This is a genomic window from Pseudomonas rosaeacicularis (genome assembly GCF_057128745.1).
Window position 1 is genome coordinate 251,391 of sequence record NZ_JBSKHT010000008.1, and the last position, 21,991, is coordinate 273,381.

General features: G+C 58.0%; 19 protein-coding genes. 10 read left to right on the plus strand and 9 right to left on the minus strand.

Annotated elements, in window-relative coordinates; all coding sequences use genetic code 11:
* Positions 1-336: 336 nt before the first annotated feature.
* Both ACWKWM_RS12725 and hmpA read right to left on the minus strand, forming a co-directional pair.
* On the minus strand, positions 337-846 hold the full coding sequence (locus ACWKWM_RS12725) for a disulfide bond formation protein B (RefSeq protein WP_483846472.1): 510 nt from the start codon (positions 844-846) through the stop codon (positions 337-339).
* 347 nt (positions 847-1,193) lie between these two features.
* Positions 1,194-2,375: an NO-inducible flavohemoprotein gene (hmpA, locus tag ACWKWM_RS12730; protein ID WP_483846473.1), complete on the minus strand. Its 1,182-nt coding sequence runs from the start codon at positions 2,373-2,375 to the stop codon at positions 1,194-1,196.
* A gap of 297 nt (positions 2,376-2,672) precedes the next feature.
* Between hmpA and ACWKWM_RS12735 the strand changes: the two genes are divergently transcribed.
* From ACWKWM_RS12735 to ACWKWM_RS12755, 5 genes are all read left to right on the plus strand, one after another.
* Complete coding sequence (locus ACWKWM_RS12735; RefSeq protein WP_483846474.1) at positions 2,673-3,569, plus strand: chemotaxis protein CheW; 897 nt, start codon at positions 2,673-2,675, stop codon at positions 3,567-3,569.
* A gap of 41 nt (positions 3,570-3,610) precedes the next feature.
* The gene (locus tag ACWKWM_RS12740) at positions 3,611-4,072 is read left to right on the plus strand and encodes a GNAT family N-acetyltransferase (RefSeq protein ID WP_483846502.1); all 462 of its coding nucleotides are present in this window, start codon (positions 3,611-3,613) and stop codon (positions 4,070-4,072) included.
* Positions 4,073-4,127: 55 nt separating this feature from the next.
* On the plus strand, positions 4,128-4,451 hold the full coding sequence (locus ACWKWM_RS12745) for a hypothetical protein (protein ID WP_483846475.1): 324 nt from the start codon (positions 4,128-4,130) through the stop codon (positions 4,449-4,451).
* A 160-nt stretch (positions 4,452-4,611) separates the two neighbouring features.
* Positions 4,612-5,358, plus strand: a complete 747-nt coding sequence (locus ACWKWM_RS12750; RefSeq protein WP_483846476.1) for a YkgJ family cysteine cluster protein — start codon at positions 4,612-4,614, stop codon at positions 5,356-5,358.
* 9 nt (positions 5,359-5,367) lie between these two features.
* Positions 5,368-6,330, plus strand: coding sequence for a GlxA family transcriptional regulator (locus ACWKWM_RS12755; protein ID WP_483846477.1), 963 nt, complete (start codon positions 5,368-5,370; stop codon positions 6,328-6,330).
* A 90-nt stretch (positions 6,331-6,420) separates the two neighbouring features.
* Here the strand turns inward: ACWKWM_RS12755 and ACWKWM_RS12760 are convergent, their stop codons facing one another.
* The 7 genes from ACWKWM_RS12760 to ACWKWM_RS12790 form a co-directional block, all read right to left on the minus strand.
* Positions 6,421-6,645, minus strand: coding sequence for a hypothetical protein (locus ACWKWM_RS12760; protein ID WP_483846478.1), 225 nt, complete (start codon positions 6,643-6,645; stop codon positions 6,421-6,423).
* 128 nt (positions 6,646-6,773) lie between these two features.
* Positions 6,774-7,772 (minus strand): fimbrial protein, encoded by a 999-nt coding sequence (locus tag ACWKWM_RS12765; RefSeq protein WP_483846479.1) that lies wholly within the window; start codon positions 7,770-7,772, stop codon positions 6,774-6,776.
* Positions 7,773-7,774: 2 nt separating this feature from the next.
* The gene (locus ACWKWM_RS12770; protein WP_483846480.1) at positions 7,775-8,533 is read right to left on the minus strand and encodes a fimbrial biogenesis chaperone; all 759 of its coding nucleotides are present in this window, start codon (positions 8,531-8,533) and stop codon (positions 7,775-7,777) included.
* Positions 8,530-10,977 (minus strand): fimbria/pilus outer membrane usher protein, encoded by a 2,448-nt coding sequence (locus ACWKWM_RS12775; protein WP_483846503.1) that lies wholly within the window; start codon positions 10,975-10,977, stop codon positions 8,530-8,532. Before ACWKWM_RS12775 ends, ACWKWM_RS12770 begins: the two co-directional genes overlap by 4 nt.
* Positions 10,978-11,264: 287 nt before the next feature.
* Positions 11,265-12,011, minus strand: coding sequence for a fimbrial biogenesis chaperone (locus tag ACWKWM_RS12780; protein WP_483846481.1), 747 nt, complete (start codon positions 12,009-12,011; stop codon positions 11,265-11,267).
* 65 nt (positions 12,012-12,076) lie between these two features.
* Positions 12,077-12,667, minus strand: coding sequence for a fimbrial protein (locus tag ACWKWM_RS12785; RefSeq protein WP_483846482.1), 591 nt, complete (start codon positions 12,665-12,667; stop codon positions 12,077-12,079).
* Positions 12,668-13,039: 372 nt separating this feature from the next.
* On the minus strand, positions 13,040-13,363 hold the full coding sequence (locus tag ACWKWM_RS12790; RefSeq protein WP_483846483.1) for a hypothetical protein: 324 nt from the start codon (positions 13,361-13,363) through the stop codon (positions 13,040-13,042).
* Positions 13,364-13,578: 215 nt separating this feature from the next.
* Here ACWKWM_RS12790 and ACWKWM_RS12795 point away from each other — a divergent pair, with 215 nt between their 5' ends.
* From ACWKWM_RS12795 to ACWKWM_RS12815, 5 genes are all read left to right on the plus strand, one after another.
* Positions 13,579-14,739 (plus strand): efflux RND transporter periplasmic adaptor subunit, encoded by a 1,161-nt coding sequence (locus ACWKWM_RS12795; RefSeq protein ID WP_483846484.1) that lies wholly within the window; start codon positions 13,579-13,581, stop codon positions 14,737-14,739.
* Entirely contained in the window at positions 14,736-17,879 is a 3,144-nt protein-coding gene (locus tag ACWKWM_RS12800) for a multidrug efflux RND transporter permease subunit (RefSeq protein ID WP_483846485.1), read from the plus strand. The genes ACWKWM_RS12795 and ACWKWM_RS12800 overlap by 4 nt, the downstream gene beginning before the upstream one ends.
* A gap of 10 nt (positions 17,880-17,889) precedes the next feature.
* Positions 17,890-18,567, plus strand: a complete 678-nt coding sequence (locus ACWKWM_RS12805) for a heavy metal response regulator transcription factor (RefSeq protein ID WP_483846486.1) — start codon at positions 17,890-17,892, stop codon at positions 18,565-18,567.
* Positions 18,557-19,921 carry a heavy metal sensor histidine kinase gene (locus ACWKWM_RS12810; RefSeq protein ID WP_483846487.1) on the plus strand — a complete coding sequence of 455 codons (1,365 nt, stop codon included), beginning with the start codon at positions 18,557-18,559 and terminating at the stop codon, positions 19,919-19,921. The genes ACWKWM_RS12805 and ACWKWM_RS12810 overlap by 11 nt, the downstream gene beginning before the upstream one ends.
* A gap of 210 nt (positions 19,922-20,131) precedes the next feature.
* Entirely contained in the window at positions 20,132-21,625 is a 1,494-nt protein-coding gene (locus ACWKWM_RS12815; protein ID WP_483846488.1) for a sensor domain-containing diguanylate cyclase, read from the plus strand.
* Positions 21,626-21,991: the final 366 nt, after the last annotated feature.

Here is a 21,991-nt window from a genome sequence, read left to right on the forward strand (position 1 = left end):
GTTTAGCTGTGGTTTCTTATTCGAATGGTGGCAAAGGCCTTCGCAGACCAATTCCTTTTGGCGCAGACATTCTGAATTTGATTCATGAGGCCGTCCAAAATGGCGTCTACAGCAGCGCAAACGCGCTTTCTGACCTCATTTTCCGCTAGCAGTTAAGCTCGCTGGCGTTAAGTGGGGGCGATTGTAGATACGTAAAGTTTTATTGACTATGACTTATCGCGCAACAGTTAATTTCTTAATCTGTAAAAATGCGGCTGTAAATCACGCCTGAAAAACACCTGCCTGCCCCGGTTTTCTTAATGGATTCGGGGCGAATACGCACGCAACACTTTGTAATCATCGAGCTTTTCGGCGGTTCCGGATAATTCCAGCCGGAACAAGGATTACTGTCAAAACGAATGCAATCAGCGCCCATTGCGCCAGAGACAATCCGAGAACTGGCGGATATGGCGTCTCGCAGAAACCGCCTACCTGAAATCCCAGCGGAAACATCGAAGCCAGAGGCAACCCATCAACGATCGGCTGCAGTACGTCAATACCGCAGCTCTCGGACGGGTGGGTCTGGATGTAAACATGACGCCCCGCTGCAACAATCCCGCCCACTGCGCTCAACGTCACCAACACTTCGCAGATCGTGACGCCAACCCTTCCAGGCATCGCGGCGCCGATAAACGCGAAGATTGCGATGAACAGCAATGCATACCGCTGCAGGATACACAGTGGGCACGGCGCCTCACCGAGCACTACCTGCATGTACAAAGCGCCGCCGATCAAGGCGAGGCAAACAATACCGAGCAAAACCAGAAACTGTTTTTCGCGTCGCAGATAAAACGTGTTGTCGATCATTCACATACCCTTTGAAAGGAAGTCCATGCGTACCGGGGCTCGATGCCCAAACGGGACGAGAGCTTAACACCGCCACGCAATCCCGCGCCGGGGCGCGATCATCGGGGTCGGTGCATAGCAACTCAATCGATCTGCGCCATACGGAATGATTTGGACGCCAAATGGCAACAGACACGGACTACCGGGCTCCGCAATCTCTGATTGTCAGGAGGCCCAAAGGCTATAAATTTCTGGAGCGTCTGAAAGAGTTGCTACGTGTTTCCAGCGATCAGACGCCACACCAAAATAATACGCTTCTATATATATAGAAGCGTGCGGCGTATTGCCGCAGGACGGCGCGCTATGGATCACTCCAGCGCAGACGCCGGACCGAAGAATTCGAAGCGGCTCTGACTCTCCGGAACACCCGCAGCCTTTAGCTGGCGCTTCACCACGGCCATGAAGCCCTTTGGCCCAAGAAAATACGCGTCAAGATCACGATCCTCGGGCAGCCATTGCTCAAGACGCGCCTGATCCAGCAGACCAACGGCATGGGCTGCCGGGCTCACACCGTCGTCTTCGCCGTAGCAGTAAAAGCGCTTGAGCTGCGGGTGCTTGCTGGCCAGGTCTTCAACCCAGTCGCGAAACGCATGCACCCCACCGTTACGAGCGCAGTGGATGAAGTGAATCGGACGCTCGGTCAACAACGCAGCTTCCAGCATAGCCAGCGTCGGAGTGATACCCACGCCGCCACTGATCAGCACCAGCGGCTTATTGTTATGGGCCAGGGTGAACTCGCCGGACGGTGTGAACAGGTTGATGCTGTCGCCGATGTCCATTTTGTCGTGGAGAAAGTTCGACGCACGGCCACCAGGTTCGCGCTTGACGCTGATGCGGTACTGATTGTTGCCAGCCAGCGCTGACAGCGAGTAATTGCGACGTATCTCCTCGCCATCGACAAACAGCTGCATGCCGATGTACTGACCAGCGGTGAAATCCAGAATCGCTTTGCCATCGGCCGGTGCGAAGTAGAAGGACGTGATTTCCGCGCTCTCCCGGACTTTGTTGGCGATCTTGAATTCACGCGGCCCGCGCCAGCCACCCACGGCAAGCTCTTTTTCGTCGTAGATGGTTTTTTCGGCGCCGATCAGGATGTCCGCCAACTGCTGATAGGCGCGACCCCAGGCATCGATAACTTCAGGGGTGGCAATTTCACTGCCCAACACCTCAGAGATTGCTCGCAACAAACAGCCGCCGACCAGCGGATAGTGTTCTGGAAGAATTTGCAGGGCGATGTGCTTGTTGATGATTTTGGCGACCAGATCGCCCAACTGCTCAAGCTGGTCGATATGACGGGCGTACATCAGCACGCCGTTGGCCAACGCACGAGGCTGATCGCCGCTGCTCTGGTGCGCCTGATTGAACATCGGGCGGACCTCGGGATGTTCCTTGAGCAGCATTTTGTAAAAATGGGTGGTCAACGCCTCACCGCCGCTTTCGAGCAGTGGAACGGTGGCTTTGACGATGGCACGATCCTGGGCATTCAACATGGCTAACTCCTGACGTGAAGGGCTGAAAAAGTTAAATGGCCTGTATCAAAAAGCGTGCCACGCTTTATTTCCTTATCTTTCAGATAGTTAGAAGTTGATCGTCATTTTGACCAAAGTACAAAAGCAGTCATTTAGACATGAATTAGTCTTTTCGACACCATCACTGCCCCCTGAAAGGCAGTACTTGAAAAGGTGCAACACTAAAACCGTTAAAGCCTGACCTGCTCAAGTCGATAACCCGTCATCGAAAGCTGTTTGCCGCCGCGTGCAGCCAACAACTCATGTCAGAAGGCTCCTATGTCCACAAATGTCCGCGCAGATTCACTTTCGCTTCTGCTATTCACATTGCGCAGCGGCAAGTTGATGGCGATCAACCTGCTCAAAGTCAGCGAAATCATCCCCTGCCCTCCCCTGACCCGATTGCCGGAATCACACCCGCACGTTAAAGGCGTCGCCACGCTGCGCGGCACTGCCTTATCGGTTATCGACCTCAGCCGGGCCATTGGCGAGCGTCCTTTGGAAGATCCCAATGGCGGCTGTCTGATCGTCACCGATGTCAGTCGCTCCAAGCAGGGTTTGCACGTGCAGGCGGTGAGCAAAATCGTCCATTGCCTGACTACGGATATTCGCCCGCCACCCTTCGGCGCTGGCAATCGCTCATTTATCACGGGTGTGACCCAAGTGGATGGCACCCTGGTGCAGGTGCTGGATATTGAGAAAGTCATCCACGGCATAGCCCCTGCGCGGGTTACCTCAGAACCTGCCGAACTCAGCGCAAAAGACGCCAAAGTGTTGGCAAAAGCACGGATTCTGGTGGTCGATGACAGTCAGGTTGCGCTGCAGCAATCGGTGATTACGCTGCGCAGCCTGGGCGTCGAATGCCATACCGCGCGCAGTGCCAAGGAGGCGATTGATCAACTGCTGGAACTGCAAGGCACCGACGCGCAGATCAACGTGGTGGTGTCGGATATCGAAATGTCTGAAATGGATGGATACGCTTTCACACGCACGCTACGCGAAACGCCTGACTTCCAAGAGCTGTACGTTCTGCTGCACACTTCTCTGGACAGCGCGATGAATGCCGAAAAAGCCAATGCGGCGGGCGCGAACGCTGTGTTGACCAAGTTTTCCTCACCAGAGCTGACACGATGTTTGATCGAAGCCGCGCGTACGGTAGAAGCACAGGGCATCTGACGCCCGCCGCAGACGATGCCTCCGCAAGCCATTACTGGCTGATGCGCAAGGACCTTTCGCAAGCACCCGAGAAGGTCCAATGGCCCGCGTCACTGCGGGTCGCGACGCTGACTGCGGACAACGCAGCCCGAATTCACCAGTTATTGGTACTCGGTCGCCAGCACGGCGGCGGTCGGGTAGCAGACCTCCACACTTGGCTCAACGGGTTCGAAACAGACCCTGAGTTTGATCGGCATCTGATGTTCGCGGTCGAGGACGGCGTAGGCATCGTGGCTGTCGCGCAATGCTGGACCAGCGCCTTCATTCGCAATCTGGTGGTGCACCCTCGCGCACAGGGCTGCGGTGTTGGTAAGCGCTTGCTCGAGCACGCCTTCAGCGCGTTTTACCAACGGCGAGAGCTTCATGTGGATCTTAAGGTCATGGAAAGCAATCTCACCGCCAGACGTTTGTATGAGCGGGTCGGCATGGAATATGTGCGGCGCAGCGAACTGGATTCGGTCTGAGGGACTCTAATCCGGTTGTCACCCTTACAGGACAACGCCCCCCATGGAGATTCACATGAAGACCACCACTGCCCTATTACTTGCCCTGGCCGGATTCGCAAGCCAGGCAAATGCCTCCAGCACCCAAGCATGGAACGCGCTGGACAAGGCCGTCATCGATAGCTGTGTCAAAGCCAGCCAACTGAAAAACGCCAAACCTGCTGGCACTTCTGCGTTGTTCGACGACACCGTTGGGTACAACGCTCTGCTGATAACAGGCCAGTACAAACAGGCGTTCATGAAGAACAAGACCGGCACAGAGCTGTGTCTTTACGATCGCAAGACCAAGAAAGCCGTCAGCACCGAGTGGGACAACCTGACCACATTGCCTAAAAAGTAACGACTGGCGCTCTCTAACTACACAGTCACAGCGCCCCTCGCTGTGACTGGCGCATAACTTGCTGCACATCCTGATCCATATCGGAAAACCCTTGGCCGTGACAGATTGCCAGCGTTTTATCCGAGTTCTTGATTCAGGTGCAGTCGGGTTATTTATCTCAATGGATACTCAGTTTTCCTGCGTGGGGTGCGGCAAGTGCTGCACCGATCACCACGTCCCCCTCACACTCAGTGAAGCCATACAGTGGGCGGCCGACGGCGGTTCGCTGATTGTACTGACCGAAGCGTTCATGGCTGATGGCTACGGCGTCTCGACAGAACAACTCACTCACGCAACTCGCCGTTCGCAACCGGTGAAAAGCGGTTTGGCTGATGCTCACGTCGCCATTACTTTCGCGGCCTTCAATGCCGGACGTTGCCGAAATCTTGACGCCCAGGATCTCTGCCGCATCTACGAACGTCGCCCTCTGGTGTGTCGGATTTATCCGATGGAAATCAATCCACACATTCCGTTGCGCCCGGAAGCCAAGGACTGCCCGCCCGAGGCGTGGACCCAAGGACCGGAGCTGATCGTGGGCAACGCGCTGGTCGATCACACGTTGATGGCGCTCATTGAGCAGTCACGGCAAGCCGACCGCGATGACATCGCGCGCAAGGAAGCCATCTGCGCCACGCTGGGCATTCGAACCACTGCACTCAAGGGCAACGGCTTTGTGGCTTATCTGCCGGACATGAATGCGTTCATTGCCGCGACCGGGCAAACCGCCCACAACCCTGTTGCTTCATCGCATGACTGGCGTTTTCGCGTGGTGGGTGACGAGGTTGAAAACACCCTGCGCGATGCTGGCGCACAACTGGAGACAGGCGAGCCGTTGGGCTATATGTTCATCCCTCTGCAAAGCGCCTGAGGCTGGTCGATGAAGAGCGTCGCGATCGTGCTGTTTCCCAATGTGCAGTCGCTGGACGTTGCCGGGCCGCTGGATGTGTTCGCCGAGGCCAACCGATTCGTGCCTGCGCAGGACGGTTATCGCATCGTCACCATCGGTGCGGCGCCGTATCCCATTCTTGCCTCCAATGGCATGCAGTTGGGCGCGCAGTATGAAATCGACGATGCGCCAGTTGAGTTTGATGTGGTGCTGGTGCCGGGCGGCCCGCTGCTCCCGGAATCCCAGGCGATGCCGAAGATAACGGCCTGGCTCACTGCAGCGGTCCCGAATGCCGAGCGCTACGGCTCGATTTGTACCGGCGCCTTTATTCTCGGCCATGCCGGGTTGCTCGATGGCAAGCAGGCAGCAACTCATTGGAGCCACGCGCAACAGTTGGCCGATCAATTCCCGCTGGCGCAGGTGGAGCCGGATCGAATTTATGTACGCGACGGTGCGCTGGTGACGTCGGCGGGAGTCACCGCCGGTATCGACATGGCTCTGGCGCTGGTCGCTCAAGATCACGGCGCGGCAGTTTCTCTGGCCGTGGCCAAGCGTCTGTTAGTGGTTGCCCAGCGTCAGGGCGGGCAATCGCAATTCAGCCCGTACCTCACGGCGTCGGCTGAAGACGACTCGCCCGTGGCGGAGATTCAGCGCTATGTCATGGAGCATATTGGCGAGCCGTTTTCAGTCGAACGTCTGGCCGAAGTGGTGTCCATGAGCCCACGCAGCTTTGCGCGGATCTTTGCCCGCGACGCCAAAATCACCCCGGCCGAATTCGTGCAGCGCGCACGAATCGATGCCGCTCGGCATCTGCTGGAAGGCAGCGACATGGTGATCAAAGCTGTGGCGTATCACTGCGGATTCGGCAGCGCCGCGCGCATGCGCCTTATCTTCGGCCAGCGGCTGGGCGTAACGCCGACGCAGTATCGGGAGAGTTTTCGCAAAGAAGGGTGAACTGGTTGGGGACTGTAGGAGCCAACTTGTTGGCGAGACAAACGTAAACCGCCTCGCGAACAAGTTCGCTCCTACAGACCGCGCTGAATCTCAGCGCTTACCCATCGACCGGCGAGTGCCTGCCGGCGCAGCGCCTGGGCGTTTCTCGTGATTGGACTTGCCGCCTTTCTGATACCAGCCCTGATCCTTCTTGGCTTGCAACAGCTCGCCGGGTTTGAAGGGAAAGCTGAAGGCGGGGATGTCGGCTTTGTCTGGGGTTACCGATGCCGCGTTGTCGACGGTCTCGGGAGCAGGCGTATGTTCAGAAGTGGTCATGAAAGCTCCAAAAGACGGGGAACGGTCGACAAGAAACGGGCTAACACCCAAAAGGCCGCGCAGCATACCTCAATCCCCCAGCGCCTGCCTGTCGGCGCACGCCCTCTCATCGGGTCTTGCCTGCGGGCTCACTTGTAGAACAAATCCACCATCACTTCCGCTTCGAAGGGCCCTGGCGTCGGCGTTTCCGTTTGCCAGAGCAACTCGGCGTTAAAGTCCGCCGTTGCCGAATAGTTGCCACCCAGCAAGTCGTTCAGGTGAAAGGGCTCGTTGTAGGGAAACGGCTTGCCGCCCTGAGCCGGAACGATACGGATACCGACACTCTTATTGTTGACCGGTACCAACACCTCGCCAGACAACACGCCGGACACCGGGGTAAAACGCGCATCCAGGCTGAACGGCGAATCGCATGTCCGACTGGTGGCCAGGGCAAAGCGGCGAAAATCGGCAACCTTGCCAACCCGCACATCTCTGATAGCGACCTGCCCGAACTCCACGACCTCGGGCATCACGCGCAGCTCGGCGTCACAGGCAATGAACCGCAGCCCCGTCAGATTATTGATGACGTAATTGAGGTTGTTGCCGGGAAAGGGGTTCAGGCCCAACGCGCTGTCGAGCTGAAACATTCGATAATCCAGCAAGTCGCTCGCGGCACCAGAGGGCGGGGTTGGGCCAAATTTCTGGATGAATACCGAAAACGGCAAATTGAAGCTGACCGTTGGACACGCGCCGATGTTCGATTCTTCCTCCTGGCATGCCGGCAAAATTTGCTGGGTGCCGATGCGTCCCTGACTTTGCACATGGTCCACGCCATTGAGCGTCAGCCCTGCGCGGATGCCCTGCCCCACCTGAAGATTCTCGGGATTGAGATAAATAGATACTTCCTCGGCGATCCCCAACTGACCATCCTTGGCACACACGACCGCGACGTTCAGGCGTTCGGATCGCCAGACCACAGCGCCATCGGCAAGCGCAGCAGGGATTGCAACCGAGCTGCCAAGGTCGGCTCGGATAATCGCTTCCCCCGATCCTTGCGTTTTGCAAGTCATGGCCATGGCTCCAACAGAAGCAAGCAACAGTACAAGCCCGGAAAAGAAGGCTCGCAAGGTCAAAAAAGACGTACTCATACTCAACATTTCCCTATCACTGAATTCGGTGTCCCTGTCATCAATCGCGCAGCCTCAGGCCCGCTGTCGGTCAACTGCGCGCAATACGCACGCTGGCCGCCGTAATCAGTCAGCGCCTTGAACGACAGCCGCGTTGCGTGTCCGTCACCGGCAAGCGGCACGGACGTCGCTTCGCCAGGCTTGATCAGCCAGTCATCCCTGATTTGCAGGCCATCGAGTTGCAAGGCCAGCAGCGACACGTGAAACGCCGTGGGATTGCGCACGTGCAGACGGACTTCTCCACCCGGCTCGTGCACCTGGTGCCATAACAACTGCTGCGCAGCATCAGCCGGATTCCCCCTCAACCCTGGTGGTCGATAAAACACGTTGATCCGCTGACGCACCGCAATCGTGAGTTGCTGTTGTGCGTCGCTGCGCCGGGGGATTTCCATCACGTAAAGGTGCAACAGGGACTCACGCTCCACAGGCATGCCCACGCCCTCGTACAGCAGACGTAACGACTGCTTGCCCTGCGCAGGTAAATGCACCAGATGCGGGGTGACAACAAAGGGCAGTTCTTCAGGCCTGGCCAGCTCATCGGCAGCACTGAGCCACGCTTGCAACAGCAGCTCTTTAGCACCGCCATTGCTTGCCTGAATGCTGACTTCTCGATCCCGGCCGTCAAAGATCAGGCGCGTCCCCGCCAGCGAAACCGCCGCCAAGCCGTCCCCACTGAACATCATGCCCAAACACAGCGCGCCGACCGTTTTAAGCCACGTCACTGGCACACCAGCTTGAGCCGTTCATAGGCGCGCGACGGATCTCTGGGCGGCAGACTGTACGCAGCACTGCACTGCTGATCGGACCAACTGACCTTGAGCACGCCATGATCTTCATCACTGAGCACCAGCGCGCGACTGGTGGGATCGACTGCCGCGAGCACCTTGCCTTGACCATCTTCAACCACTGCGCCCAGAGGCAATTTGCTGCCATCGGCGCGCACCAGCTCAAATTGCACGCGGCGTCCAACGGCGGCCTTGAACGTCACTAATGGCATGGCGCCGCGACGTGGGACTATCTGCGTCACGGCATTCTCCAGCTCGACATCGGCGCCCAGTTGGCGTGTATCCAGACTGATCCAGTTAGTCCTATAGGGCTGGGCATAGGGCAAAACCGCGTAGCCATTGCTCGCTGTCTGCACATTGCTGTAGTTGGTGAGCCTGGCGCCACCCACATCCTTCACCTGAATCAACGCGAAAGTTTCCCCCAGCGTCTGCCCCAGATTGACGCCTCCGGCGTGCGCCACCACCGAGCCCGCTGCGCCCACAGAAAATGCTTTGTACTGCGCGCCTTGACCGTAGCCTGCGTCAAAGCGCCCGTACTGGGTTGTAGTGTTGAGCTTGCCAAAACCCGATGAGCCGGAGCGGTTGTCCTGTCCGGCCTGAACCGAATAAAACGTGTCGCGATCTTCGAAGAACTGTCCGTTGACTCCTGCCTGTGCGTTGTAATCGCCTGCGCTGTCACGCACAGCGTTGAAGGACACCCGCGATGCGCCCGGATTGCTACCCAGTGGAAAGCTGAGGGTCAGCGCGACGCGATTGTCGGTTTCGCTCTGCCCGCCTCGGTCGAAGGTATGATTGCGCTCCACCGACAGGTTGTAACTGAGCGAATGCCAGCTGGCGTTGTAGGACACATACAGCTGCCGGGTTTTGCCCGGCATGTCCCAATAACGCTGCTCGGAGCCGGTCAACGTCAGCGAACCCGAAACATCCGGCAAGGCCTGGGTGACGTTGAGTTCCAGTCGATCCTTGGCGCGGCCATAACCGTAACGGTCCACACGGGCGCTCAGTTCATCGACGTGCTCGTCGAACGTTCGGTACTGGTCCGTCGAGTAGCGATAACCCGCCACTGCCAGGGTTGTCTGGGTCAATGCCAGCGTGTTGGCGTAGCGCAGACGCACGCTTTGTCCACTGCGGGTCTGCTCGCGCTGCTGGCTGATCGAATGAGTGACGTCCGCCGACACCGCGCCAAACCCGGTGTTGATGCCCGCACCCAGATTGCCCGCCTGATACGCCTCGGCCATCTGCAACCCGCCAAAGCTGGTGATCCGGTCACTCAGACCATAAATCAGCGTACCGCTGGCGAAATGCGGCGCTGCGCCGTTGTCCTCGTTGCTGTCGTACTGTCCGGCTGCAAGGCTGTAACGAACTGCACCTTCGGGGACCATGATCGGCAACGAGGCGTACGCTTGAATGAACACGCGCTTGCGCCCATCAGCTTCGATCACAGTCACTTCCAGATCGCCGTTGGAGCCACTGGGGTAGATATCCGATATCTCGAACGGGCCAGGCGAAACATTGCCGCTGTAAAGCATGAAGCCGTTTTGCCGAACCTCGATGGTGGCATTGGTTTGCGCGATACCTCGAATGGTTGGCGCATAGGTTCGCAGGCTGTCGGGCAGCATGCCCTCGTCCGATGCGAGGGTGGCACCGAGAAACCTGACGCTGTCGAACACCTGTGAATCGGTGAAGATTTCGCCCAGCGTCAACTGGCTGCTGAGCGCAGTCATGTCGCGCTGGACGAAGGTCCGGTTGCTGCGAAATCGATAAGGTTGTCCGTCGCCATACACCAAGGAAGATTCATTGCGCAGGCGCCACGCCCCGAGGTTCAAACCATTGCGCAGACCCAGATAATACTGATCGGCGGTTTGCCCTCGATTACTGCGTCGCGAGCCGTTGAAGTTGTAATTGATAAAGCCAGTGGTCTGGCCCTCATCCCACAGCTCGGGTGGGACGTAGCCCTTGGCGCTGCGGGACATGACCGCCTGTGGCACGCTGATATTGAGCCGCAGGTTATTGGGTTGATAGTCTATGTGCGCGAACTCGACCTTGGCCGGCAGATCGAAACAAGCGTCTGTTGCCTGACCTGCGACTTCCCCGTCCAGCCGCTGGGTGTCCAGACCCAACTGCATCAGCATGTCCAGCGTCAGACAAGGCTCAATGACCCCCGTGAGCGGATTCGCGCTGAACGTAATATCCCGCCGACCGCTCAACGCCCGATTGATAAAGACGTCCACGCGATAGCTGCCCGGCACCACACTGGCGCCATCCAGAAATGCCTTGAGATCAGGCGGTTGGTCGCTGCCTTGAATGAAGGCGGTGTTGAATCGCACGTGAGCCGATGGCTGCTGGCCTTTAACGGCTTGAACAACGGTCTCATCGCCCATCGCAGCCCCCGGGAATACCAGCGCCAGGCTGGCAGCCGTTGCCATGAACATCGGCATGGCGGCAGCAATCGCCGGGAGCTGATCAAAGTGCTCGTCAGGTCGTCGGCCAGCCGGCGCCACATCAGGGCTCGGCCCTTTATTGTATTTTTCTCGCCGTTCCATTAGCAGGTATCACTCGATTTCGGTGTATCAGTGCGCGGCCGATTCCTTTCGCCCAGCGCGCGACGTCAGAGCGGGTGCACCCGGCTCAAAAAGGGGAAAACAAAAAAACCCGAGTAGCGAGAATGCTATTCAGGTTGGGGGAAGGCCCGGGTTGCCAGGTTGAGGCGTCCTGCGGAAACGACGGCCTGGTAGGGCACTTGAGCGCCAAAATCATTGATGCTGATGAAGTTCAGGTTTGCCGCCTCCCCTGTTCCAGAGGGCTTAAGGGGGAATCTCACCCGCTGCAACGGCGCCAGCATTCGGCTTTCTTCATCAAGCAAACGAGTGGCTCCTCGTTGCAAACCAATCTGGATCAATGACACGTGGTAGGCCCCGGGATTACTGACTTCCAGCGTCGTGCCATCAATGAGGCGCCATTCCAGTTTATCCGGCGCTTCCAGCGGGTCCCCAGGCAGCCCGGCTGGACGGAAGAACAGCTTGATGCGCTGTCGAACCGCAATTTGCAGGACATTCTCATCAGCGGTTTGCGGAATTTCCTGAACGTTGAGCCAGTACACCGATTCCCGGTGTTGCGGTAGTCCGCTGCCGGCATAAATGATCCGTACCAACTGTTTGGCGTTGCCGGACATTCTGGCCAGAGCGGGCGTGACCACAAACGGCAGGCCGCCTGGATCTGTATTTTCAGCGTCGGTTTCAAGCCATGACTGAGCGAGGATTTCCCCCGAACCACTGTTGTGAATACCCAGACTGACTTCTTTGTCCTTGGCCGGATAAATGACTCGCGTCGTATTGAGCACCACGCCCGCCTGAACGTTGTTCATCAGCGTCAGACCCAGCAACAGGGCAAAACTGCGAAGGTAAATAGAGAACATGAGGGCGTTCGCCTTGGATTCCGAAAAGAAGACGGGGCGAGCAATGCCCGCACCGTCCGGTGGCCTTACTCGTAATCCAGCACGAATGGCAGGAAGCCGTCTGCGTTACCGGGATTGGTCGCTGCGCTCGATCCGTTGAGCGCATACACCGCAGAGAAATTGAGTTCGGCGGTCGCCCCATCGGTGCCTTGACGCACCAGCGCAGCATCGATGGTTTCGTTGCCGCTCAAGTCCATGAACTGGCTCGAAGAGTTGAGCAGTGCGATGCCCACGCCGTCTGCCGCGCCAGTGGTACGCAGCAATGTCTGGTCGCTGTTGTCGAGCCCGCTGCCCTGACGGGCGACGAAACGCATTTTGACGGTGTTGTATTGCGCAGCACCTGCCGTGCAGTTGACCAGCAATTGAATCGGCGAAGCGGTTTCGATCTTGTTTGCGGCCGGACGGCCGATGTCGGAGAAGGAAACGTTGCCCAGATCAACGTTGATTTCGCCTGGATTACTGCCAGCACTGGCGCCACTGCCAGCCCCGACATCGCATGAGATGTTGGTGAGGGTCCCGTTAAGAACCAGCTTTCCGTTGTTCGCGGCATTGGCGCTGCCTGCTACACCCAGGCCCATTGCAGCCAATACGGCCAAAGAGAGAGATACTTTTTTCATGCTAACGACAATCCTTGTGTTAATTCGTCTGTGCCCTCAGTGGACGCCGCAGACTATAAGCGGATGTCTTTTTAGCGGCTGTCAGGATTGGTACTAAGAGACCTCAGAAACGACAGTGGCGAGTGCCAGACATTTCCGTAGGAATAAGCCAGATAACGCCAGCCACCCCGTAAACCGCGGGCTGTAGAGTGCACGAGTTAAAATAGGGTGCGCAAAGGTGGCAACTGTTTGAGTCAGCCGCCCGTCAACAGAAAGTGCGAGTTGCCGATAAGCAGGCGCAAAAACGCCCGCCGCTTAGTGTTTCCCGCGGCTGGCGTTAATAGTTTTAGAGAGGCTTAGAACGAAGGCGACAGATCAAACCACGCCCGAGGGTTATCGGTAAGTCAACGTAACCAAACCCGAGTGACCTTTAAAGGATACAGATGACAGTTCGACGTAACGCGCTTCCAGCGGGACATTTTGCGTGCCGCAAGTGTTACGAGACTGGCCGGCATCACGAGTGACGTGCCCGGTGGCGCTCGCCCCATCGAGCCTGACTTGATTAAGTTCAGCAGCAGATAAGCCATCGCATCCGCCATTGACCATCGCGCCTTTGAAATTCAGCCCTCGTTCACTGGCGCTTGCCACCATCGACGTGACACACGCCCCGATCAGCGCGATTGAGACGTACATCGAAACGGTTTTCATGATTTTCATCGCCATACTCCAGAATGAGGGGCAAGCCCTGACCAATATCAATGCCCTCAATCGGGCTATCGCCCTGCCGAAGATTTTCTTGATACCCGCTCATCATCTGCGTGGCGTTTGCTGACAGTACTGACAGGTGGCAGTCATTTTGCTGACCGGGTGAAAGGGCTATAAAGGAGGCTCCATTTTGTCGCTTCCCACTCATTCCCTGGCGTTAACCTTGTATGCACAAAAAGACACAAATTTTTGCTATAGCTGCAGGTGTCGTGGCGCTGCTGGCCATCGGAGTCTGGACGTACACCCGCCCCGTTACTGCAAAAGTCAGCACGCCGGTCGCCATTCCGGTACGCGTCGTGAATGTCGTTGTGGAGGACGTGCCGCGCTTTGCCACCGGTATCGGCTCGGTGTTGTCGTTGCAGAGCGTGATGATTCGCCCCCAGGTAGATGGCATCCTGACCAGGCTGCTAGTCAAAGAAGGACAGCAGGTCAAAGTGGGTGACTTGCTGGCGACCATCGATGACCGTTCGATTCGCGCAACGCTTGATCAGACCAAAGCCCAACTGGCGCAAAGCCAAGCGCAACTGGACATGGCTCAGCTGGATCTGAAACGCTACAAATTGCTCAGCGTCGACAACAGCATTTCCAAGCAGCAATACGACCAGCAACAAGCGCTGGTCAACCAGCTCAAGGCCACGGCAGCGGGCAACCAGGCCACGATCAACGCATCGCAAGTTCAGCTTTCCTACACACAGATACGCTCCCCCGTGACAGGCCGCGTCGGCATTCGCAATGTCGATGAAGGCAACTTCCTGCGCGTAAGCGATACCCAAGGCTTGTTTTCAGTGACCCAGATCGACCCGGTGTCGGTCACGTTTTCGTTGCCACAGCAAATGTTGCCGACACTCCAAGGCCTGATCAGCGCCAGCCCCCCCGCGTCGGTAAAAGCGTATCTGGGCGAAGGCGCGACCGGCACGTTGCTCGGCGATGGCAAGCTGACATTGATCGACAATCAGGTGGTAGCAGCGACCGGCACCATTCGCGCGAAGGCAGAATTCGCCAATCCGCAAGCCAGGCTTTGGCCCGGGCAATTGGTGACGGTGAAGATCCAGACCGCCATTGACCGCAACGCGCTGAAAGTCCCGCCGCAAGTGGTACAGCGCGGTGCAGAGCATCACTATGTGTATCGGGTCAAAGGCGACAGCATTGAAATCGTACCGGTCAAAGTGTTGTATCAAGACAGCGATCTGGTGCTGATCAGTGGCGTGGAAGCCAACGACGTTTTGGTCAGCGATGGCCAGTCCAGGCTCAAGGCCGGTTCGCACATCGAGGTCGTCAAGGCACCCAACGATGACGGCCTGGCTGACGCTGCGGAGCGCGCCAAATGAAAGGGCACGGTTCGATTTCAGCCTGGTGCGTCAACCATCCGGTTGCCACTGTCCTGCTGACGTTTGCCTTGGTGTTGCTGGGACTTATCGCTTTCCCGCGACTGCCTGTAGCGCCACTGCCCGAGGCGGAATTCCCGACGATTCAAGTGTCGGCACAACTGCCCGGCGCCAGCCCGGAAACCATGGCTTCCTCGGTCGCAACCCCGCTGGAGGTGCAATTCAGTGCCATTCCCGGCATGACCCAAATGACCTCCAGCAGCGCGTTGGGCTCAACCAACCTGACCCTGCAATTCACCCTCGACAAAAGCATTGATACTGCAGCCCAAGAGGTGCAGGCCGCGATCAATACCGCCGCTGGCCGACTGCCCGCCGACCTGCCGAACCTGCCGACCTGGCGCAAAGTGAACCCGGCCGACAGTCCAGTGCTGATCCTCAGCGTCAGCTCCGACCTGATGCCTGGCACCGAACTCAGCGACGTGACCGAATCGTTGCTCGCCCGTCAACTGAGCCAGATCGATGGCGTCGGTCAGGTCAACATCGTTGGGCAGCAACGCCCCGCCATTCGCGTTCAGGCCTCACCTGACAAACTAGCCTCGATAGGCCTGACCCTGGCCGATCTGCGCCTGTCGTTGCAGCAAACCAGCCTGAACCTGGCAAAAGGCGCGCTGTACGGCAAAGACAGCATTTCCACCCTCGCGTCCAACGATCAGCTATTTGAAGCAAAGGACTACGAGAAACTCATCGTTTCCTACAAGGATGGCGCGCCAGTTCATCTGCAAGATGTCGCGAGGGTCATCAACGGTTCAGAAAACGCCTACGTCACGGCATGGTCCGGCGACCGCCAGGGCGTCAACATCGTGGTCTTCCGCCAGCCCGGCGCCAACATTGTCGAGACCGTAGACCGCGTGTTGTCGGAGTTGCCGCGCTTGCAGGAAATGCTCCCGGCGTCGGTGGATGTGTCGGTGCTCAGCGACCGCACCAAAACCATTCGCGCGTCCCTGCATGAAGTAGAAATGACTCTGCTCATCGCGGTGCTACTGGTGATCGCCGTGATGGCGTTGTTCCTGCGCCAGCTGTCGGCGACCCTCATCGTGACGGCCGTTCTGGGGGTCTCGCTGATCGCCAGTTTCGCATCGATGTACGTCATGGGTTTCAGCTTGAACAACCTCACGCTGGTGGCAATCGTGGTGGCTGTCGGCTTCGTAGTGGATGACGCGATTGTGGTGGTAGAAAACATCCACCGCCATCTCGAAGCTGGCGAAAACATGCGCGACGCTGCCATCAAAGGCGCCGGCGAAATCGGCTTTACCGTGGTGTCCATCAGCTTTTCGCTGATCGCCGCGTTCATCCCGCTGCTGTTTATGGGCGGCGTGGTTGGGCGACTGTTCAAGGAGTTCGCCCTCACCGCGACCTCCACCATTCTGATCTCGGTCGTGGTGTCGCTGACACTGGCACCTACGCTGGCCGCGCTGTTCATGCGTGCGCCCAAACATGATCCCCACGCCGAACCCGGTTTCGGCGAACGCCTGTTGGCCCGTTATGCGCGAGGGGTTCGCTTCGCCCTCGCCCACCAGCGGCTGATGCTGGGGGTGTTCAGCTTGACGCTGGTCTTGGCGGTGATCGGTTACGTGCTCATTCCGAAGGGTTTCTTCCCCGTTCAAGACACCGGCATGGTGCTGGGCACCAGTGAAGCAGCGGCCGATATTTCCTACCCGGACATGGTCGAGAAGCACAAAGCGGTCGCAAAAATAATCGGCGCCGATCCTGCGGTAAAAGCGTTCTCGCATTCGGTTGGGGTCAGCGGCAGCAACCAGACCATCGCCAATGGCCGATTCTGGATTGCCCTGAAAGATCGAGGTGATCGCGATGTTTCGGCCAGCCAATTCATCGACCGGGTACGGCCGAAACTGGCGAAGATTCCCGGCATTGTCCTGTACCTGCGCGCGGGCCAAGACATCAACCTAAGCTCCGGCCCGAGCCGTGCGCAGTACCAATACGTGCTCAAGAGCAACGACGGTCCGCTGCTTAACCTGTGGACTCAAAAGCTGACTGAAAAACTGCGCACGATTCCGGCGTTCCGGGACCTGTCCAACGACCTGCAATTGGGCGGCAGCGTGACCCATCTGGAGATTGATCGCAGCGCCGCCGCGCGCTTCGGGCTAACCACCGCTGATGTCGATCAGGCGCTGTATGACGCATTCGGCCAGCGTCAGATCAACGAATTTCAGACCGAGATCAACCAATACAAAGTCATCCTGGAGCTCGATCCGCAGCAACGGGGTAAGGCCGAAAGCCTGAACTATTTCTACCTGCGCTCGCCGCTCACCAGCGAGATGGTGCCACTTTCGGCGCTTGCCAAAGTGGGCGCGCCGGTGATGGGCCCGCTGTCGATTGCCCATGACGGCATGTTCCCGGCCGCCAACCTGTCGTTCAACCTCACGCCAGGTGTCGCGCTGGGTGATGCGGTGATCTTGCTCGATCAGGCGAAAAACGAAATCGGCATGCCAGCCTCGATCAATGGCAATTTCCAGGGCGCCGCTCAAGCGTTTCAGAGTTCACTGGCCAACCAGCCGTGGTTGATTCTGGCGGCGCTGGTGGCGGTGTACATCATTCTCGGCGTGCTGTACGAAAGCTTCGTTCATCCGCTGACGATCATCTCCACCCTCCCCTCCGCAGGCATCGGCGCGCTGCTGTTGCTGTGGTTAATGGGGCAGGATTTCTCGATCATGGGCTTGATCGGTATCGTGCTGCTGATCGGGATCGTCAAGAAGAACGGCATTCTGCTGGTCGATTTTGCGCTGGACGCCCAACGCAACCGGGGCCTGAGCCCACAGGATGCGATTTACGAAGCGTGCCTGACGCGTTTTCGACCGATTATCATGACCACGCTCGCGGCATTGCTCGGTGCCTTGCCGCTCATGCTCGGTTATGGTGTCGGCGCCGAATTGCGTCAACCATTGGGGATCGCCGTGGTCGGCGGGCTGTTGGTGAGCCAGGCATTGACGCTGTTCACCACGCCTGTGATTTATCTGCAACTGGAGCGGTTGTTTCATCGCGCCCGTCCCGGTTCCACCTCAGCCCCGACACCCCCGCCGGCACCCGCAAAAAGGCCTGCGGCTACGCTGATAACCGAAAAGTGAGAGTGGACCGATGCGTGTCCTGATTATCGAAGACGAAGAGAAAACGGCCGATTACCTGCACCGCGGGCTGACCGAGCAGGGCTACACGGTCGACGTCGCCCGTGAAGGCATTGGTGGCCTGCACATGGCGCTGGAAAGTGATTACGCGGTGATCGTGCTCGACGTCATGCTGCCAGGCCTTGATGGCTACGGCATCCTGCGGGGACTGCGCGCGCGCAAGCAGACGCCGGTGATCATGCTCACTGCACGGGAGAACGTTGACGATCGTATTCGTGGTCTTCGCGAAGGCGCTGACGACTATCTTGGCAAGCCATTTTCGTTTCTCGAACTGGTGGCCCGGCTGCAAGCATTGACCCGCCGCAGCGGTGGTCATGAGCCGGTGCAGATTAGCGTCGCCGACTTGTGGATCGACCTGATCAGCCGCAAAGCAACCCGCGCAGGAACGCGTCTGGACCTCACCGCAAAAGAGTTTTCGCTGCTCAGCGTGTTGGCGCGCCGGCATGGCGAAATCCTCTCCAAGACAGCGATTGCGGAAATGGTGTGGGATATCAATTTCGACAGCGACGCCAACGTCGTCGAGGTCGCCATCAAGCGCCTGCGGGCCAAGCTGGACGGGCCGTTCGAACAAAAACTGCTGCACACCATTCGCGGCATGGGTTATGTGCTGGAGAGCCGCCGTGTCGACTAATTCCATCGCATTGCGCCTGAGCGGCCTGTTCGCCCTGGTGGCATTGCTGGTGTTCTTGCTGATCGGCGCGGCGCTGTACATCCAGGTCGACAAAGGCCTGGGTTTACTGCCCGAAGCCGAGGTCGATGCGCGTTACAGCGTGCTGGAATCTGCTGTCACGCGGTATGGCAATCCGGAGCACTGGGCGAAGATCAACGCCAAGCTGCGCCTGCTCAGCGAAGAAGACAAACGCCTGCGTTTCTGGGTCGTAAGCGACAATCCCACTTACGAGTTTGGTGAGCCAAGCCCGGAAATTCGCGATTTCGCCAAAGGGCCGCTGGGCATGCGCGACCTCAATCTTGCGGGTTATGACTACCCCTTCAAAGTGCGGGTCAGCCAGTTCCCGGCCAAGGATCAACGCCCACCGCTGCGCTTTCTAACGGCGATCGACACCGAGACGTTCTGGCACACCCAGCATTCGCTGCTGACGGCGTTGATCAGTCTGGCGGCGATTGGCATCGTGCTGGCGTCGGCGTTGGGTTATTGGGTGGCGCGCATCGGACTCAAACCGCTGCGCGATCTGTCTGCGGAGGCGCGAAAACTCGCGCCTCCGCGATTGTCCGGCCGCCTGCAAATGACCTCGCTGCCGCCAGAGCTGGACGAATTTGTCACCTCCTTCAACTCGACTCTGGAACGCGTCGATCAGGCCTATTCCAGGCTTGAGTCGTTCAACGCCGACGTTGCCCACGAGCTGCGTTCGCCGCTGACCAATCTCATCGGTCAAACGCAGGTGGCATTGACCCGTGGCCGCTCCGCCGAGCATTACTTCGAAGTGCTGCAATCGAATCTGGAGGAGCTGGAAAGGCTGCGCTCGATCATCAACGACATGCTGTTTCTGGCCAGTGCCGACCAAGGGATCAAGGCCACAGGATTGATCCGCGTGTCCCTCGCCGAGGAGGTCGCAACCACTCTGGAATATCTGGATTTCATTCTTGAGGATGCGCAGGTGCAGGTCCAGGTGCGTGGCGATGCCAGTGTGCCGATCGAAAAGGCGCACCTTCGCAGAGCCTTGATTAACCTGCTGCATAACGCTGTCCAGCACACCGAACCGGGCCGGGTGATTCACGTCGACATCCACGTCGAAGGTGATCACGTCAGCATTGGCGTCGCTAACCCCGGCAGCGCCATCGCACGCGAGCACTTGCCTAAATTGTTCGAGCGGTTCTATCGGGTCGATGCTTCTCGCAGTAACAGCGGCGCCAACCACGGGCTGGGCCTGGCAATTGTAAAAGCCATCGCGTTGATGCATGGCGGCACGGTGTTCGTGCTCAGCCAGGACGGCATCAATACGTTCGGGATCAATCTCCCGGCCTAGGGCTGGGTTCGGTCCACTTGCGGCGCTCTTTCCCACATTCATCCGGGAAACGGTGGACTTGAACAAGCAGCCCAAATTATTTCTAATTCCCCCCTTCGAAATATAAGGTTATAAACAGCTCAACGACGGACGTTTGCACTGTTTACGGAGCCGATAAACCTTTGTAAGCCATTTCATTGGGCGTTTAGCGTGCACCAACCTAGTTTACTGATGACATCGCTTGAGGACACGAAGGGTGATCAGAACCTGTGGTCGCGCTCGGAAATACTGCTGATGTCCGGCAGCGCACTCGCTGTCATCGCGATCCTGACCATCGTCACCTTCCTGCTGATTCGAGAGTACGGCAACGCCCGGGACACGGCGGTGCGTTCGGCCAATAATGTGGTGCAGTTGATCGACGCTGATGTCCAGCGCAATGCCGAGCTGTATGACACGTCCCTGCTGGGGATGATTGCGGCGTCGAAACGACCGGACCTGGCCAGTATCTCCCCAACGCTGCGTCACCTGGTCCTGTTTGATCGATCCACCGCCGCCCCCTACAAAGGTGACTTGTTGCTGCTGGACCAGAACGGCGACATTCTTGCCGATTCCACGTCCATCACCCCACGGCACGATAACTTCTTCGACCGCCCGCATTTTAAGCAGCACCGCGACAATCCTTCACTTGAGCTTAACGTCGGTGGACCTTTCCAGTCGCGCTGGGGATTCAAGGACTGGTGCATCAGCTTCAGCCGGCGTATCCCGACCGATGACGGACAATTCGTCGGGATCGCTACAGCCGCAATGCGCCTGGCCTACTTCAACCAGCTGTTCAGGTCGTTGGATGTAGGCCACAACAGCTTCATAACCCTGATCAATACCAATGGCGTTGTGCTCGCACGCCAGCCCGAAACAGCGGGCAAAAATTACGTCGCCCAGGATTTGAACAAGGCACCCAACTTCCAGCGCATTCTCAAGGACGGCACCGGCAGCTTTGCAGCATTGTCGGCCCTGGACAATGTTGACCGCATTTACACGTTTTCCCGAGTGGGGGATTTGCCACTGATTGTGGTGGTGGCGCAGGCACGGGAAGAAGTTTATGCGGTGTGGAAACGCAACGCGTGGCTGGTAGGAACAGCGACCAGTATGTTGTGTCTGGGCATCCTCTGGCTGTCGTATCTGCTGGGTAAGCAACTGCGTTTACGTCAACGCGCCGAACGAGAACTGGCAGAGCTGGCATCCACCGACAGCCTGACGGGGCTTGCGAATCGACGCCGCCTCGATCAAGTGCTTAAGCAGGAATGGTCACGAGGTTCACGGTCCGGCCAACCGCTGTCATTGCTGATGATCGATGTCGACCACTTCAAGGCGTTCAACGATCGTCATGGACATCACGGTGGGGATGAGGCATTGCGTCAGGTTGCCCATACCATCGCAGGCACAATTCGCCGCCCAGGAGATTTGGCGGCTCGCTACGGTGGGGAGGAATTTTCCGTGGTCCTCCCCGGCACAACCCTGGACGGCGCAAAAGCCATCGCAGAGAAAATCCGTGCAGCAATCCAGGCGCTCCCCCGCTTTCCCAATGATGCCTATTCGATCACCGTGAGCATCGGACTGGCTTCCCAAACACCAACCTTGACGGACACCCATGCGGACCTGTTCGTGGTGGCCGACAAAGCGTTGTATGAGGCCAAGAAGAGAGGGCGTAATCGGGTTGAGTTTTGAGTGCCCCTGTCGCAACGCGTCTTGTAGGACTTATCTCGTAACTTCCTAAGACCCTTCCTGATCGTGTTTTGGACATGGCATTCCTGCCAGAGCGCATTTACCTTCTTCTGCCAACGATGCGTCGCCTAGAGCATTTTGTTCGAACACGTCTTGAGCGCCCACATGGATGTGGTCGGTAGTCACGGACCTTGCTCCGTACCTCGCAGGAGCGAAACCGATGCCTTTGAACCGGTTAAGAATCTATTTGTTCGGCCTCAATGACACCGAACTGCAAGAGCATCGTGCCGCACAGGCCGCCATATTGCCCACCCCCGATGGCCGCCCGGTACATGCGCCCACCGACCCGGAAACTGATGCACTCCCAGC

Coding starts and splice junctions, on each gene's coding strand:
- ACWKWM_RS12735 (WP_483846474.1), top strand. CDS start 2,673: ATGTCCACAAATGTCCGCGCAGATTCACTTTCGCTTCTGCTATTCACA.
- ACWKWM_RS12775 (WP_483846503.1), bottom strand. CDS start 10,977: ATGGGCGATGAGACCGTTGTTCAAGCCGTTAAAGGCCAGCAGCCATCG.
- hmpA (WP_483846473.1), bottom strand. CDS start 2,375: ATGTTGAATGCCCAGGATCGTGCCATCGTCAAAGCCACCGTTCCACTG.
- ACWKWM_RS12725 (WP_483846472.1), bottom strand. CDS start 846: ATGATCGACAACACGTTTTATCTGCGACGCGAAAAACAGTTTCTGGTT.
- ACWKWM_RS12795 (WP_483846484.1), top strand. CDS start 13,579: ATGCACAAAAAGACACAAATTTTTGCTATAGCTGCAGGTGTCGTGGCG.
- ACWKWM_RS12790 (WP_483846483.1), bottom strand. CDS start 13,363: ATGAAAATCATGAAAACCGTTTCGATGTACGTCTCAATCGCGCTGATC.
- ACWKWM_RS12745 (WP_483846475.1), top strand. CDS start 4,128: ATGAAGACCACCACTGCCCTATTACTTGCCCTGGCCGGATTCGCAAGC.
- ACWKWM_RS12785 (WP_483846482.1), bottom strand. CDS start 12,667: ATGAAAAAAGTATCTCTCTCTTTGGCCGTATTGGCTGCAATGGGCCTG.
- ACWKWM_RS12805 (WP_483846486.1), top strand. CDS start 17,890: ATGCGTGTCCTGATTATCGAAGACGAAGAGAAAACGGCCGATTACCTG.
- ACWKWM_RS12750 (WP_483846476.1), top strand. CDS start 4,612: ATGGATACTCAGTTTTCCTGCGTGGGGTGCGGCAAGTGCTGCACCGAT.
- ACWKWM_RS12800 (WP_483846485.1), top strand. CDS start 14,736: ATGAAAGGGCACGGTTCGATTTCAGCCTGGTGCGTCAACCATCCGGTT.
- ACWKWM_RS12760 (WP_483846478.1), bottom strand. CDS start 6,645: ATGACCACTTCTGAACATACGCCTGCTCCCGAGACCGTCGACAACGCG.
- ACWKWM_RS12740 (WP_483846502.1), top strand. CDS start 3,611: ATGCGCAAGGACCTTTCGCAAGCACCCGAGAAGGTCCAATGGCCCGCG.
- ACWKWM_RS12765 (WP_483846479.1), bottom strand. CDS start 7,772: ATGAGTACGTCTTTTTTGACCTTGCGAGCCTTCTTTTCCGGGCTTGTA.
- ACWKWM_RS12815 (WP_483846488.1), top strand. CDS start 20,132: ATGACATCGCTTGAGGACACGAAGGGTGATCAGAACCTGTGGTCGCGC.
- ACWKWM_RS12755 (WP_483846477.1), top strand. CDS start 5,368: ATGAAGAGCGTCGCGATCGTGCTGTTTCCCAATGTGCAGTCGCTGGAC.
- ACWKWM_RS12780 (WP_483846481.1), bottom strand. CDS start 12,011: ATGTTCTCTATTTACCTTCGCAGTTTTGCCCTGTTGCTGGGTCTGACG.